This is a genomic window from Bacillus sp. AFS088145, assembly GCF_002564465.1.
Lineage (GTDB): Bacteria > Bacillota > Bacilli > Bacillales > Bacillaceae_G > Gottfriedia.
Genome location: NZ_NUUX01000010.1, coordinates 141000 through 155942, shown reverse-complemented (window position 1 = coordinate 155942; position 14943 = coordinate 141000). Strand labels below are relative to the sequence as shown.

General features: G+C 31.6%; 15 protein-coding genes and 2 pseudogenes. 6 read left to right on the top strand and 11 right to left on the bottom strand.

The features are described from left to right. The first annotated feature begins 73 nt into the window (after positions 1–73). Complete coding sequence (gene plsY, locus COI44_RS07865; protein WP_098427429.1) at positions 74–676, top strand: glycerol-3-phosphate 1-O-acyltransferase PlsY; 603 nt, start codon at positions 74–76, stop codon at positions 674–676. Positions 677–768: 92 nt separating this feature from the next. Here the strand turns inward: plsY and COI44_RS07860 are convergent, their stop codons facing one another. Continuing rightward, positions 769–1191 carry an acyl-CoA thioesterase gene (locus COI44_RS07860; protein ID WP_098427428.1) on the bottom strand — a complete coding sequence of 141 codons (423 nt, stop codon included), beginning with the start codon at positions 1189–1191 and terminating at the stop codon, positions 769–771. Between the two features lie 140 nt (positions 1192–1331). Between COI44_RS07860 and COI44_RS24075 the strand changes: the two genes are divergently transcribed. The 3 genes from COI44_RS24075 to COI44_RS07850 all read left to right on the top strand — a co-directional run bounded on the left by COI44_RS24075 (position 1332) and on the right by COI44_RS07850 (position 3970). Continuing rightward, positions 1332–1493, top strand: a complete 162-nt coding sequence (locus COI44_RS24075; RefSeq protein ID WP_165347184.1) for a hypothetical protein — start codon at positions 1332–1334, stop codon at positions 1491–1493. Further along, positions 1480–2367: a prohibitin family protein gene (locus COI44_RS07855; protein WP_179887045.1), complete on the top strand. Its 888-nt coding sequence runs from the start codon at positions 1480–1482 to the stop codon at positions 2365–2367. Before COI44_RS24075 ends, COI44_RS07855 begins: the two co-directional genes overlap by 14 nt. A 316-nt stretch (positions 2368–2683) precedes the next feature. Beyond that, entirely contained in the window at positions 2684–3970 is a 1287-nt protein-coding gene (locus COI44_RS07850; protein ID WP_098427426.1) for a glycosyl hydrolase family 18 protein, read from the top strand. Between the two features lie 54 nt (positions 3971–4024). Here the strand turns inward: COI44_RS07850 and tlp are convergent, their stop codons facing one another. From tlp to COI44_RS24535, 10 genes and pseudogenes are all read right to left on the bottom strand, one after another. Next, positions 4025–4258, bottom strand: a complete 234-nt coding sequence (tlp, locus tag COI44_RS07845; RefSeq protein WP_098427425.1) for a small acid-soluble spore protein Tlp — start codon at positions 4256–4258, stop codon at positions 4025–4027. Positions 4259–4301: 43 nt separating this feature from the next. Beyond that, positions 4302–4442 (bottom strand): acid-soluble spore protein N, encoded by a 141-nt coding sequence (locus COI44_RS07840; RefSeq protein ID WP_069032371.1) that lies wholly within the window; start codon positions 4440–4442, stop codon positions 4302–4304. A 140-nt stretch (positions 4443–4582) separates the two neighbouring features. Then, on the bottom strand, positions 4583–4726 hold the full coding sequence (locus COI44_RS07835; RefSeq protein WP_098427424.1) for an FbpB family small basic protein: 144 nt from the start codon (positions 4724–4726) through the stop codon (positions 4583–4585). Positions 4727–4798: 72 nt separating this feature from the next. After that, a complete protein-coding gene (locus COI44_RS07830) occupies positions 4799–5350 on the bottom strand; it encodes a TlpA family protein disulfide reductase (RefSeq protein WP_098427423.1) in 552 nt (183 codons plus the stop codon). Between the two features lie 427 nt (positions 5351–5777). Next, the gene (gene acnA / locus COI44_RS07825) at positions 5778–8504 is read right to left on the bottom strand and encodes an aconitate hydratase AcnA (protein WP_098427422.1); all 2727 of its coding nucleotides are present in this window, start codon (positions 8502–8504) and stop codon (positions 5778–5780) included. Positions 8505–9141: 637 nt separating this feature from the next. After that, positions 9142–9765: a class I SAM-dependent methyltransferase gene (locus COI44_RS07820; protein WP_098427421.1), complete on the bottom strand. Its 624-nt coding sequence runs from the start codon at positions 9763–9765 to the stop codon at positions 9142–9144. A gap of 394 nt (positions 9766–10159) precedes the next feature. Continuing rightward, positions 10160–11263 (bottom strand): GerAB/ArcD/ProY family transporter, encoded by a 1104-nt coding sequence (locus COI44_RS07815; RefSeq protein WP_098427420.1) that lies wholly within the window; start codon positions 11261–11263, stop codon positions 10160–10162. Positions 11264–11604: 341 nt separating this feature from the next. Next, positions 11605–12645, bottom strand: coding sequence for an acyltransferase family protein (locus tag COI44_RS07810; protein ID WP_179887042.1), 1041 nt, complete (start codon positions 12643–12645; stop codon positions 11605–11607). 268 nt (positions 12646–12913) lie between these two features. Beyond that, positions 12914–13024 (bottom strand): annotated as a pseudogene (locus tag COI44_RS24540) (peptidoglycan-binding domain-containing protein); the annotation flags it as partial. 108 nt (positions 13025–13132) lie between these two features. After that, positions 13133–13522 (bottom strand): annotated as a pseudogene (locus COI44_RS24535) (M15 family metallopeptidase); the annotation flags it as partial. Between the two features lie 444 nt (positions 13523–13966). Here COI44_RS24535 and sspO point away from each other — a divergent pair. Beyond that, positions 13967–14113 carry a small acid-soluble spore protein O gene (gene sspO / locus COI44_RS07800; protein WP_069032362.1) on the top strand — a complete coding sequence of 49 codons (147 nt, stop codon included), beginning with the start codon at positions 13967–13969 and terminating at the stop codon, positions 14111–14113. 664 nt (positions 14114–14777) lie between these two features. Beyond that, positions 14778–14912: a small acid-soluble spore protein P gene (locus COI44_RS07790; RefSeq protein ID WP_084006741.1), complete on the top strand. Its 135-nt coding sequence runs from the start codon at positions 14778–14780 to the stop codon at positions 14910–14912. The last annotated feature ends 31 nt before the right edge of the window (positions 14913–14943 follow it).

The following is a 14943-nucleotide window of genomic DNA, read 5'->3' as shown; positions in this document are numbered from 1 at the left end:
ATATTCGCTTAAAATTGTGATAAAATCATATGATACTGCACTAATTTATTATTGTTTGAAAAGGAGCTAGAAAATGAGTTTGGTCATTATTGTACTAGCCTATTTAATCGGATCAGTACCATTCGGTTTAGTAGTTGGAAAAATATTTTACGGAGTAGATATCCGTCAACACGGTAGTGGAAATCTTGGTGCGACAAATACATTCCGCACATTAGGAAAAAAAGCAGGTATTATTGTAACACTTGGAGATATTTTAAAAGGAACACTAGCAGCTTCATTACCTGTATTATTCCATTATCATGGAATTCACCCATTAATTATTGGTCTAGTTGCTGTTTTTGGTCATATGTATCCAATATTTGCCGGTTTTAGAGGTGGTAAAGCGGTAGCAACCTCTGCAGGGATCTTATTATATGCATCGCCACTACTTTTTGCCTGCTTAATTATTATCTTCGCAATTAGTTTAAAAACAACAAAATACGTTTCACTTTCGTCTATGTTAACTGCTTTTTTAGGTACAATTTTAGCTTTTATTATGGAATACACGGGACTAATTAAAGACAATGGGTACATAATAACTTATATTTTAATCGTACTTACAATCTTTGTCGTATATAAACATCGTCCAAATATAAAAAGAATTAAAGACAAAACTGAGCCAAAAGTAAAATTTTAAATGCAAGATTAGCTAAAGATTAGAGATTGAAGATTAATGATCTTCCCTCTCTAATCTTTTATTTTTTCATGCACTTTTTGTCCTCTATACCTTTAAACCTGCCCCATCGCCTTCTCATATGCCTCATACCAATCAGGGAACATTTTCTTAAATTTAATCGGTCTAAATGTTTCTTTATGAACAAGGACATGTGTTGAATTTCCTATACAGCAAATATCGCCTTCTTCATTAAGAATCTCATATTCGTAGATCACTTTAAGTGGTGTAAGTGATTTTATTTTTGTTTTTACTTTAGCTGTTTGTCCATATCGTAGACTTTTCTTGTATGAAACATTCAAATCGATCACTGGAGAAATGACACCTTGTGATTCCATTTCTGCATAATTAAAGCCCAAATCTTTTATTAATTGAGTACGGCCAATTTCAAACCATACTAAATAATTTGCATGGTATACTACACCCATTGCATCTGTTTCTGCATATCTTACTTCAACTAATTTTTCTGAAATAAACATAAATTCACCTCTTATTCTTCTACAGAATACTTTACCAAAAAATTAATAATTGTTCTATTTTTTAACTTATCCTAAATGTTATAATTTTCTTATAATAAACTAATGATTTTCTAATATTAGAAATTTGGAGGTCGATCTTCTTGAAGGTTCTAGTGGGCTCAATCTTAATCATCCTTCTTTTTTTATTCGGAGTATGGCTTCTTCTTTCTCCAACATTTGAAAAAATTGGTGAGAAATCAGCTAAAGTAAAAAATATTTTAAAGGATAAGGGGGACAAAAATAATGGAAATTCGTCCAAATGAAAAAAAGAATTCATTTTTCAGCCGTAAACTAATTGGAGGAATCATCGCGGGTATTGCACTGATCATAATCGCAACAATTCCAACACTATTTATTGAAAAAATAACACCTGGTTATGTCGGAGTTGTCTATTCACCAAATGGGGGTATACAGAAAAATACATTATCTCAGGGCTGGAATTTCGTTGGTTTATTCGATAAAGTTACAGAATACCCTGTCCGTCTTCGTACTGTAGAATATAAAGACGTTGCATTAGCTACTTCAGACGGTAAAAGAATTGAAATGGATTTATCATATACATATAAAATTGATCCTTCTAAAGTAGTCTCAATGTTTAACGAGTTTGGACCTGTGTCTATTGAAGAAATTGAAGATACATATTTGAAGAAACGTTTACAAGATGCAGCTCGAATTGCCGTATCAAAATACACAGTTTTACAATTATACGGTGAGAAATCAAGTAATGCCTCAGCTGATATTGAAACACTCTATAAAGACGATGTAAAAGTACTTGGTTTCTTTGTTGAAAATTTAACGTTAGGAACGCCAAAACCAGACGCAAAAACGCAGGATGCAATTGATGCACGTGTTCAAGCTGCCCAAGAAAATGATCGTAAAAAAATTGAACTAGAAACGGCAAAAATTGAAGCAGAAAAGAAAAAAGTGGAAGCAAAGGCTGATGCTGATTCACAACTAATCCGGGCACAGGGTCAAGCAAAAGCGAACCAAGTAATCCAACAAACGTTGACCAATGAATTAATTGAATACAAAAAAGCAGAGAAATGGGATGGTAAACTCCCTACTGTCTCAGGCAGTAACTCAAATATCATTCAATTCCCACTTGATCCAAATAGCGATAAAGAATCAAAAAAATAAATATTTGTCCTAAAAACCTAGCTTTGGCTAGGTTTCATTGCGTTTACGAAATCCTAAAAACTTGATTTTCAAACTGATTGCAAGCGCTTGTCTTTCGAGGAGCGGAGTTACCTTAGACGGTAATGAGCACCGCTTTAGCAGGCGAAGCAACGAAGTAAGCGAGCGTTTGGCGGGCAGTCTGAAACCTAGCTTTGGCTAGGTTTTTTATATTCAAAATCAATTTCAATTTGCTTTTCCACCTAACCTCTTCTAATCCAAACTCTTTGGCATATATTTAATAGAGACGAATATCTACGATTAATGGAAGGAGATAAACTTGATGCAAATTCATGTTGTAAAAAGTGGAGAAACAGTAATGAGTATTGCAGATTTTTATAGCGTTGAACGCCAAGCACTCATTAATTCAAATGCTCTTGTAGCTCCTTATAAAATAATAAAAGGTCAATCGCTTGTTGTACCAACTACAGGAAACGAATATTTTGTTCAACCCGGTGATAACTTATATGATTTAGCTTTAACCTATGGTGTAACATCAAGTCAAATTGCAACTTTAAGTGGAATTAGTCCATATGCATCATTAAATGTCGGTCAAAAGCTACATCTTCCACCAAGAAAGAAAAGAAATATCGAATCAATTGGCTATTTACAACCTACTTCAAACCCAATTAAACCAGCGCTTGAAGAATCAGCTCGAACAGAAAGTAAGTTTTTAACTTATTTAGCACATTTTAGCTTTGATGCAAAAAGAGATGGTACACTATCAGAACCGCCGCTTGGAAACATTCCTCAAATCGCAAAGGATAATCGCTGTATATATATGATGGTTGTCTCTAATCTTGAAAATGGACAGTTTTCAACATCTCTAGCAACTGATATATTACAAAGTCCAGCTGTTCAAGATAAACTGATCAATACAATTATTAGTACTGCTAATAAATACGGATTTCGAGAAGTAAATATAGACTTTGAAGATGTTGCTTCAACGGATCGTGTAGCTTATATTAATTTTTTAAATAAAGTAAAATCAAGGCTACCTCAAGGATTCATATTGAGTGCTACTTTAATACCAAAAACAAGTTCACACCAAAAAGGTAGATTTTACGAAGCTCATGACTATGCTAACATAGGTAAAGTTGTGGACTTCGTTGTTATCATGACATATGATTGGGGTTGGCAAGGCGGTCCTCCTATGGCCGTATCACCGATTGATCAAGTTCGTAAAGTAATCAACTATGCCAAGACCGTAATTCCTGTACCAAAAATTGTAATGGGTCAAAATTTATATGGATTTGACTGGAAAGTTCCATTTAAACAAGGTACCATGGCTAAAGCATTAAGTGCTGAAGCTGCTACAAATTTAGCAATTCAAATGACAAACGAAATCCTTTTTGATAACAAAGCTAAAGCACCTCATTTCCGATATACAGAATCAAATGGTCAAAAACATGAAGTTTGGTTCGAAGATGCAAGATCAATTCAAGCCAAGTTTAACTTAATAAAAGAAGAGAATATACGAGGGATATCCTATTGGAAATTAGGATTACCTTTTATTCAAAATTGGGAGCTTCTTGAAGCTAATTTTAATGTAGTTAAAAGAGCGTAAAGAAAAGCTAGGTATTTATGAGGCTTACTCTAAATACCTAGCTTATTTTTTTAATTAGTCATTTGTATTATTAAATGCTTGTTCGTCTTTTAGTTCACTTTCTAATGCTGATATAGCTTCCTCACGACGTTGATTTTTAGCTAATGCATTTTGACGATCTTGTTCATTTCCGAATTTCATTGAAGCTTCTGCTTCTTTCATATTTTCCTTCGTATTGTTTATATTATCTTGAATTTTTCTTGCATTATCACTACGATCATCTGGCTTCGGTGTATTTGTATATTCCATCATAAATCACTCCAATTCAAAATTTGTTTTTGTGTTTTGGATTTTACCCGTTATCTACAATTGGTTGTTTGCCAGTAGGATCTTTATACTGCATTTGTTTACCCTTATTCCCACCAGCTGCTTTGTTTTGAGTACCGACATGATTTGGTACAAAATCTTTAGGATGTTTTTTTGGATTTCCCATTTTATCGCCCCCTAGCGATAGTATGAGTATTGTTGCTGTAAATATGTAAAAGGAAATTAAAAAATGACCAATTTTGACAACAAAAAAAGAAGGAAATAATTCCTTCTCTTGTATAAAACAAAATCGATTTTCGAAACTGACTAAATTACTTCGCTTTTAGCTTTTCTTTCTAAACGTTCTTCCAGTCGATCATATATTTTATTTAAAGCTTCTTCATCATTTAATAGTGAATTTTTATTTTCAAGAATTAATTCTTGAAAGGATTTATGTCTTTTCTTTCTCAAAACAATCACCTCTTCTTTTTATGTTAGTATTGCCAAAAAAAAGAGTTTTCTTACATTTTAGTAAATTTTTTCTTATTTTAAAAATGCATTTAATTGTTTTTCAGTTAATGGTCCAATTTGCTTAAAAACTACTTCTCCATTCGGATTAATGAAGTATGTAGTAGGTATTGAAATCACACCATATTTTCGAAAATTATCACCGTTTTCATCAATTAAAATCCGATAATTCATACTATTTTTATTAACAAAGTTTTTGATAAAATTTAAATCCTTTTTCTCGCCAATATAATCCGCAACACCAATCATTTCAATATCCTTATGCTCTTGATGGAATTTCTCTAATGCTGGAATCTCGTCTTGACAAGGAGGACACCAAGTAGCCCAGAAGTTTAAGATTACTTTCTTACCTTTGAATGAAGACAAATTAACCTTCTTTTCATCTAAAGTCATCAATTGAATATCAGGTGCCTGTTGTCCAACTTGAACACCTAATTTTTGAATTGAAGCAATATAAGCATCATTATTATTACTAACTTTTTTCTCTTCTTCTTTTTTCTCATATAATTGAAAAATTGAATATCCTAACGCTACTAAAAGAATCAGCAAAGGAATTACTTTTTTCATACAAATCACCCTTTTAATGAACTATCTCTATTTAACCATAATAAATACAAAAGTGGAACAAGCTCGCATATGTTCTTAGACAATATCTATTTTGATTACCTTTTACATACTATTTTCCATTCAAATTATCTTAAATAGATCCACTTTTTATATTTTTTACAGGAATCCCCTATTAATTCGTAAATTTTTTATCCATTTAGTACATTTTGGTGTATGGCTGATCGATTCTGTCTGTTAAATTAGGGATCTTCGGATTTTAATTGTGATTCTAGAGATTTAATTGTACTTTCATCATTTTAATTGCGATTTCTGGTTTTTATTTTCAGTGCCATCATTTTTTTGCTATTCAACAATCTTATTCGCAATACCACTTACCCAAAATCAAAAAAAAACACGGTCCAATAAAAGACCGTGTTTTCTATACAAATTAATGAGTTACTTTAGAATTATTTAATTTGTCACGTAATACCATTTGTAAGATACCACCATGACGGTAGTAGTCGATTTCAACTTCGCTGTCGAAACGAGCAACTACTTCAAAGTCAACAGTTGTGCCGTCTTCTTTTGTTGCAGTTACTTTTACAAGATCACGTGGTTTAACATTCTCATCTACATTAACAGCAAATACTTCTTTACCTGTTAATCCAAATGTTTCAGCATTTTCACCATCTTTAAATTGAAGTGGTAAAACACCCATTAATACTAAGTTACTTCTGTGAATACGCTCAAAGCTTTCAGCAAGAACTGTTTTGATACCTAAAAGATTTGTTCCTTTAGCAGCCCAGTCACGAGAACTTCCCATACCGTAGTCATTTCCAGCTAAGATCATTAATCCAGTACCATCTTCTTTATAACGCATTGCTGCATCATAAATTGACATTACTTCGCCAGTTGGCCAGTAAGTAGTGTACCCACCTTCTGTACCTGGAGCGATTTGGTTACGAATACGAATATTAGCAAATGTACCACGCATCATTACATCGTGGTTACCACGACGAGAACCGTATGAGTTAAAGTCTACAGGTTTAACACCTTTACTTTGTAGGTAAAGTCCTGCAGGCGTTGTTTTACCAATTGAACCAGCTGGTGAGATGTGGTCAGTTGTTACTGAATCACCGAATTTACCAACGATTTTTAAACCAGCTAATGGTTTAACTATGCCTGGCTCTTTTGATAATCCTTCAAAGAATGGAGGATTTGCGATATAAGTTGATTCGCTATCCCATTTGTATAAAGAATCATCAGTTGTTTGAATTTCGTTCCAACGTTTGTTATCTTCAAATACTCTTTCGTATTCTTTTTTGAATAATTCAGGAGTAACTGTAGATGCAACTACTTCTTGAACTTCTGCAGATGTTGGCCAAATTTCTTTTAAGAATACATCGTTTCCGTCTTTATCTTGACCGATTGGCTCAACTGAGAAGTCGATATTTACATTACCTGCTAACGCGTAAGCAACTACTAATGGTGGTGATGCTAAGTAGTTACCTTTAACTTGAGGATGAATACGTCCTTCGAAGTTACGGTTACCAGAAAGTACAGATGTTACTAACATATCATTATCAGCAATAGCTTCTTCCATTTCAGGAGCTAATGGACCTGAGTTACCGATACATGTAGTACATCCGTAACCAACAATGTTAAATCCTAATTGATTTAAGAAAGGAATTAATCCAGCTTCTTGTAAATATCCACTAACAACTTTAGATCCAGGAGCTAATGAAGTTTTTACATAAGCAGGTACTGTTAATCCTTTTTCAACAGCTTTTTTAGCTACTAAACCAGCACCTAACATAACGTATGGGTTTGAAGTATTTGTACAACTTGTGATTGCTGCAATTGCTACTGCACCAGTTTTAAAAGTTGTTTCAGTACCGTTTTCAAATTTAACGTTTACCTCTTTATCTAATGTTTCATCAGTTAAACCGAATCCTGCATTACCCATTGGAGCAGAAACTGCTGCTTGGAATGCTTTTTTCATTTCAGATAATGGAATTAAATCTTGTGGACGTTTTGGACCAGAAAGATTTGATTCAATTTCTGAAAGATTGATCTCTACTAAATCAGTAAATGTAGGATCTTCTAAGTCAGCTGTATAGAATAAATCATTAGCTTTGCAGTATGCTTCTACTAATTGAATTTGCTCTTCAGAACGACCTGTTAAACGTAGGTAGTTAAGTGCTTCAGCATCAACTGGGAAGAATCCACATGTTGCACCGTATTCAGGAGCCATGTTTGCAATTGTAGCACGGTCTGCTAAAGGCATGCTTTGTAAACCTGGTCCAAAGAACTCAACAAATTTATTTACTACACCTTTTTTACGTAAAACTTCAGTAACTTTTAACGCAACATCAGTTGCAGTTGTTCCACTTGGTAAAGCACCAATTAATTTAACACCGATAACTTCTGGAACTGGGAAATATGATGGTTGACCAAGCATACCTGCTTCAGCTTCAATACCACCTACACCCCAACCTAATACACCAATACCATTAATCATAGTAGTATGTGAGTCAGTACCAACTAATGTATCAGGGAATGCAACAACTTCACCATCTTCATTTGCAATTGCATGTACTACATTTGCTAAGTATTCTAAGTTAACTTGGTGTACGATACCAGTTGCTGGTGGAACTGCACGATAGTTATTAAATGCTTTTTGAGCCCAGCTTAAAAATTGGTAACGCTCTTCGTTACGAGAAAATTCTAAATCCATATTGAAATCTAATGCATCCACTGAACCAGCTTTATCAACCATTACAGAGTGGTCAATAACTAGATCTACTGGAATTTCTGGATTAATTACTTCAGGGTCTCCACCCATATCTGCCATTGCCTTACGTAATGAAGCTAAGTCAACTACTGCTGGAACACCTGTGAAGTCTTGTAAAATAACACGAGAAGGTTTAAATGGAACATCTACATCTTGTAACTCGCTTGTTCCCCATTTTGCTAAATTTTCAACATGATCTTTTGTAATTACTCTTCCATCTACTTGACGAAGAACTGATTCTAGTAACACTTTAATCGAATAAGGTAATTTACCGATTTTAGCTACACCAGCTTCCTCAATTGCTTTTAAGCGATAATAATGATAAGTTTTATCGTTCGCAGTAAATGTCGAACGAGATTGGAAAACGTCATTTTTCCCCATGTTTTATTCCCCCTATTAAGCAAAAAATGTCTGAATATATTTTATATCCAAACTTTTCAATACCTTACAATAATATATTATTACAATGTACATCATAAGTAAATAAGAAGTAACTTATCATTTGTAATAAGTATTACTTATGACCTTTTAAATCAAATAGTTCATTTAATAATATTTTGCTCAATTATATCATTGTTTATTTCAATATAATTAATATAAGTTTGTAAAAGTTCATGAACGATTTGTGAACAAGCGGAATGAAAAAAAATGAAGCATTAAAAATGCTTGGAAATATGCTAGATGCCCAGTGATTAGTAAAAAGACGAAGAAATCTGTTCACGTTAGATTCTCTTCAGCTATGGAAATGAATCTTATACGGATCGATGGTTAGGTACAATTGCTTTGAGGATTGAAAACGGTGTTGTGAAGAAATCGGCTATTAGTGTTCCTAATGAGAAAAAGACCCCGAAATTACCATAAGTAGTTCAGTACTTGTGCTGAAGATTTTAAATAATAAGCTAGATTCTATTTAAATGCAAAGGTTAAATTACCGTGTATTACACTCAAAAAGCTCAGACTTTATGCTCTGAGCTTTTCTTATTTATTTTTCCTTATAGCTTCCTATAATGAAATATCATTACCATTCACTTTTTTTTATAATAATCTTTCTGTACATCCCATCAAACATTATTGAAATATCTTCTTTAACAGATAAATTAACATTATTCTTCTCATACAATTTTTCAAAGTTAACTCCGATGTCAGTACCTAATAATTTAATTAATGGTCTAATTGCTTTTTTAAACGGCGAAAGTCCTTTGTTTTTTGGAGCAAATTTATCAAAGATAATAATTTCTCCACTTGGTTTCAATACTCTCAACATCTCTTTAAGACACTTATCTGCATCTGGAACAACTGATAATACAAGACTTCCTATAACTACATCAAAATAACAATCACTAAAACTCATGTCTTGAGCGTCCATTTTTAAAAATTTTATTGATGAGTCTTTAAATTTTTCTTTTGCTTTGTTAAGCATATCATCAGAATAGTCAATAGATGTAATATCTAATTCTTTGTGATTAATCAGTTCCAAATCTGCACCGGTTCCTACTCCAACAAATAGTATCTTTTGATTTTTTAAAAAATTAGTTTTGCTGAAAATCTCTTTCCTTGCTTTTAAGAATTGCCCAGTGTTAAAAAACTTATCATATATACGAGACCAAATTTTGTATATTAACTCATTCCAACGATTGTTCATATTCCCCCCCCAATTTTTATACAATATACCTTGAAACAACCCATTAAAGGGAAAGAAACTACTTTAATTTCTAAATTTAATATTCTAACATAAATTTCCAATTCCTCTTTTTTTATTTTTTATCTTAAAATTTATAATTACTAGGGGTTCTTAGGTTTTGAATTAATAATTTTTTTCAAGGTTTTTTAATGGACTGATATACACTACTAGGATCAATTTTAGCGAAGGCAAAGTTTTTTCTCCCTAAAAAATAAGACTCTTTATATTTATTTTGAGCAAAAGAAAAAGACCACAAAAATTTGGTCTTAGCTATTTTTTCTTCAACTAATGCAAAATTAGTTACATAAAAAATTTGTTTTATTAAGAATGCATCTCCAAATCCAGGTATTTTCTTTTATAAGGCTGGGTATTTTTTTCTCCTTTTTACTAGCACTATTAGTAGTAAACAAATTGGGATAATAATTTGAAGAGGTATTTGTAGTAAAAAGGGGACAACATCACTTGCTTCATTACGTAATGCAAGATAATTCGTTGTCATCCACATTGAACAAACTAACATAATAACGGAAGTAGGATAAACTAATTGCTTACTTTCCTTAATGCCAAATAAATCTGCTGCTCCTGACACGGCACAATAGAAATAGATCGTAATCTTCACGAAATAATTACATACCGATATTACTATAATAAAGGTATCCAACCTTTGAACAAAATCAGCAATACTAATATAACTAACAGCTGTAAGAAGTGGATAGATGGTTCTTTCTATTTCAGAAACACCCATTATGGAAGTATTTAACATTGATAATAAAGTCAATATAAGCCCAGAAAATAGTAATGATGCTATACCTACTTTTACTACTTTCTTTTGTTTATTTAAATATGGCAAAATCATTGTAAAGGTAAATATCTCGCCAAAAGGATTTGCAATTAATATCGGAGTTGCCTTTAACACCGGTTTCCATCCATTTTCTAATACAGGTCTTAAATTATTAATCTTGATTAAGCCAGAAACAATTTCTAATCCAATAATTATAAAAGTAATAACCATAATAATGAAAAAAATAAATTCATTTGCACGTGCAAATGTTTCAATTCCTTTATGACTTGCATATATGACTAAAATCATCATTAATATGCCAATCGAAATACGTGATGAAGCATTATAAAGAGTAATAACCATTAACTCCTCAAAATTACGCAAAACTCGTGCACCTATATAAATAAAATAGCTTATATAGATTAGTGCTAACAATTTTCCAACATATTTACCTAAAATATATTGTATATATTTTGTAAATGGTACATCAGGAAAAAATGAATATAACTTTATATATACAATAAATAATAGACACCCCACAGTAAGTCCTATTAATAAACTCATCCATGAATCTTGCTTGGATAAAGAATAGATTTCAATTGGTGGCGATGTACCATTAATAAACATAAAAATCATACATAATAATTGAAAACCACTTACTTTCAGTTTACGATTCATTTCTGTACCTTCATAATACTTACTTCCTCTATTTTCTTTTTATAGCATGTTTATTTTTACCATTTAGAATCTAAATTATGATTTATATTACAAATCTTTTACCCAATTATATTAAAGTTTATATCAATATCATTAATTTAAGTTTTTAAATTTGGAACTTGAAGGTTTTTTAAGGAGTGAGACTGTAAAACGTGTGAATCAAATACATTGAAAGTGATGAAAGTTATATAACTGAATTACAAATAATTAGCCCTGTATCTGAAGAGGACACAGGGCTTTATTTTGAAAAATTGTTTTTGACCATTAATTTGAAATTATTTTTTTAGCGCTTTCACTTTTTATCATGAGGCCTTTAGTTGACTGATTGTATTTTCTGTAATGACTGACTTACCTTTCCCTTTAAGTAATATGTTTAAAATTGGGATCTTTTTAATAAATACCGATAGTGAGATTGAAATTAGTAATCCAAATGCAAAGTATAATGTCCAATGTATGGTTCCTTTAACAAAAAGAATATCGATAAATTTCAATGTAGCAATTACAAATCCACCATGGAAAATTAAAATTATTAATGATTCTCTACCTAAAAAGGTAAAAAACTTTGTCGGAAATTTCATTTTAGACAATAATTTTGCAATCGATAGTGTTGCTATGCTACCGGAAATGCCAGCTGTATAAAATACCAAAAGGTTATCATAAATCCTATAATTCATATCTGCATTGTTGAAATACGTTGCGATTCCGAATATTAGGAGAGATAAAATTGATACAATACCAAATGGTTTCAGTTTATTTAGTAATTGATAATATTTAAATTTATTCCCAAAATGCATAAATAAAAGAGCGACTAAAGCGATATCTAATCCCCACGGTAAAAATACAAAACGACTTATCGCATAGCCCGCATACCCTAAAATTAAGTAAATACCTATTTGTATGTAAACGCTAAATCCGCCAATGATTTTTTGAGAGTAACAATAGAGTAATTGAACGCAAAATAAACAAACTAAAAACCATATAGGTGCATTGAAACCTAACCATCCATTAACTCCATTCCCATAAAAAATACCAACAAGAGGCTTGTACCATAAAAATTCATATTTTAAAGGGTTTACTGCGTTTAAAATTAACCAGTAAAAATAAGATAATATCCCTGCTGTAAAGTAAGGTATTAGTAAAGCATAAAATTTGTTGATCCATAATAGTCGCGTATCATTTAAGTACCTATGACTACTAAAAAGATAACCTGATACAAAGAAAAACAAAGGCATTCTAAAGTCTCTAAATATGTTATTTAACCAGATTGGAATTGCCGTATGTCCCATTACAACCAAAAATATAGTTACCCCCCTCGCGATGTCTATTTCGATAAATCGTTTCATCCGTTTCCTCCTGAAATGCTTGAAGCAACAATAAGTTTTTTGTCCATTAATCATCATATTGGAGGATGTGAATTTTTACAATCTTATATTTTTTAAGCTCTTTCCGTTAAGAACCCTTTTCTACCAATAAGATTTATCAAATATTAAAACAAACCCTGTACAATACTGATACAGGGTTTGAACGTAGTTTTATTTTTACAATTTGAAATTTTGAATGGTAAATTTAATTTAATCTAAACTAAATTTACTAATGAGATTTTACCTTTTCTTAGTCAAATAATTTTGCCCAAGTTTTTGTGCCTACTTTTCCATCTACGGTCAGGCCATTTTTCTTTTGAAAATTTCTTACTGCTCGATCCGTAATTGGACCGAAAATACCGTCTGCGGTAATTCCTAATTCTTTTTGAACTAATTTAACACTATTTCCTTTTGAACCTGATTTTAAAATCGTTCCTGGATATGCAGGAGGTTTAGCTTCTAATACTTTATCAGTTCCATATCCTTTGTACTCAAATTGTAAATGTGGCTGATCTACAAAGCCACTCCAGTCCCCACCCCATGTGAAGCCAATGGATTTAGCATATTTAATAGCCGATTTAAAGGGTTCAGTATCGTATGAGTTCCACCCTTCTTTACCATTTACAATTGGAACAAAGTCTAATGCTTGACCTACAAGATGATATGACTTTCTAGTTTGGGACTTGCCATTATCAACTAGTTCTTCTTGACGTTCTTTTGTTCGTGTCGTTTCGTAAATTAAAACATTGATATTGTTTTTTATACAATAATTGTACCATTTTAAAGCTGCTTGCTTTGTATTAGGAGCTAGCTTATTTATATTTGATAAATTTCTTTCGTGATAAGTTGGATTTGTCATATATGTTGTCTCCTTTTAAATAAATTTAAAAAGCCAACCTACTTAGGAAGACTTATCCCGTAAATAACATCACTTGCTTTCATACTTTGAACACTTCTAAATAACCATTAAATCGTATACACAAGCCAATATATTCATAAAGTTGAAAGATGGTTTGAATATATAGTCCAAAAGTTCTCGGTTTTTTCTACCGGACAAGTCTTTACTCCTGTTAGCTTTTGAAACCTTGTTATATCCCTGACAATTCCAGAACTACAAACATAAAAAATTCCTATTGTAAGGTGCAGACATTGAACAATTTAATAATGACACTCACATTATTTACCAATGAAATTTTAGGGTACTTAAATAAATATAGGATAGAATATCGATTATAAAAGGCAGTTTTCAAACCAATTCATTAAAATTGTTGACGAAAATAGCCTTATATAAGGAGGAATAATCATGTCTAGACGTAAAAATAATTCTGGTAGTGGAATGTCAGCTTCAATCGAGCAAGGGAAAGCTGCTGGTTTTAATGAAGAAACAGCACAAGAGCCACTTTCAGCTGATTATAAGTTAAACAATAAAAAGACAAAAAAAAGACAATAAAAAAATAGCAAGCAATTTGTACGGATTGCTTGCTATTTTTTATATTTATTGATCATTACTCAAAATCATCTTTTCGCTTTCTTAAAATCCCTTTGTTCAACGTCGATTGAGGCATTAAATAAATAATATCTCCTGTTCTTTTCGTATCTCTATTAACATTACTTTTTCTTCGATTATAGTATAGGAAAAAATTAATCACATTTTTTTGTCTCTTATTATATTGAACTTTCTTGAACAAGAGATAGAGTACGATCACACCGGAATATATAAGACAAACTGTTAGTATTTGCATAATCAGTATCAGTCTCCTCTTTCATTTTGACTATTACTAGTATTGGTCAAATTACTTGTTTCATACATCAAAAGAGTCAGACAAACTAAAAAAATTAACTTTTACTCTATTAATTTCTTAGATTTAATTGTTGTTTGTCGTTTTTTATTATGAAAAATAATTTTCTCAACAATTTTTTTAATTAATATAAGATGAATTAGATCATAAGAAATACCTCCCTTTCATTAATTTATTTATATATATGGAAAATGGTTATCGAAAATTATTAGAAAAAAATGATTAAAACGCTTTCAATTATAAATTAGTAAATATTTCATTTTGGCATATTTTTTCGCATACAACTAAAGCTATTTGTAAAGGAAGGTGACAAGAATGACAAACAAATCGTCAAAAAGAAATAGCCCAATTGACCATGAAAGTGGACAACCAAAACCATTAAGCGGTTCTCATAAAGTGAAGAACCAAAATCATACAAGACAGAAAAAACATAGCCACCACGATATGTAATTTAAATTAATTAGATAATGGAGGGGTTTAA

Coding starts and splice junctions, on each gene's coding strand:
- plsY (WP_098427429.1), top strand. CDS start 74: ATGAGTTTGGTCATTATTGTACTAGCCTATTTAATCGGATCAGTACCA.
- COI44_RS07860 (WP_098427428.1), bottom strand. CDS start 1,191: ATGTTTATTTCAGAAAAATTAGTTGAAGTAAGATATGCAGAAACAGAT.
- tlp (WP_098427425.1), bottom strand. CDS start 4,258: ATGGAATATACAAATACACCGAAGCCAGATGATCGTAGTGATAATGCA.
- COI44_RS07840 (WP_069032371.1), bottom strand. CDS start 4,442: ATGGGAAATCCAAAAAAACATCCTAAAGATTTTGTACCAAATCATGTC.
- COI44_RS07830 (WP_098427423.1), bottom strand. CDS start 5,350: ATGAAAAAAGTAATTCCTTTGCTGATTCTTTTAGTAGCGTTAGGATAT.
- acnA (WP_098427422.1), bottom strand. CDS start 8,504: ATGGGGAAAAATGACGTTTTCCAATCTCGTTCGACATTTACTGCGAAC.
- COI44_RS07820 (WP_098427421.1), bottom strand. CDS start 9,765: ATGAACAATCGTTGGAATGAGTTAATATACAAAATTTGGTCTCGTATA.
- COI44_RS07815 (WP_098427420.1), bottom strand. CDS start 11,263: ATGAATCGTAAACTGAAAGTAAGTGGTTTTCAATTATTATGTATGATT.
- COI44_RS07810 (WP_179887042.1), bottom strand. CDS start 12,645: ATGAAACGATTTATCGAAATAGACATCGCGAGGGGGGTAACTATATTT.
- sspO (WP_069032362.1), top strand. CDS start 13,967: ATGTCTAGACGTAAAAATAATTCTGGTAGTGGAATGTCAGCTTCAATC.
- COI44_RS07790 (WP_084006741.1), top strand. CDS start 14,778: ATGACAAACAAATCGTCAAAAAGAAATAGCCCAATTGACCATGAAAGT.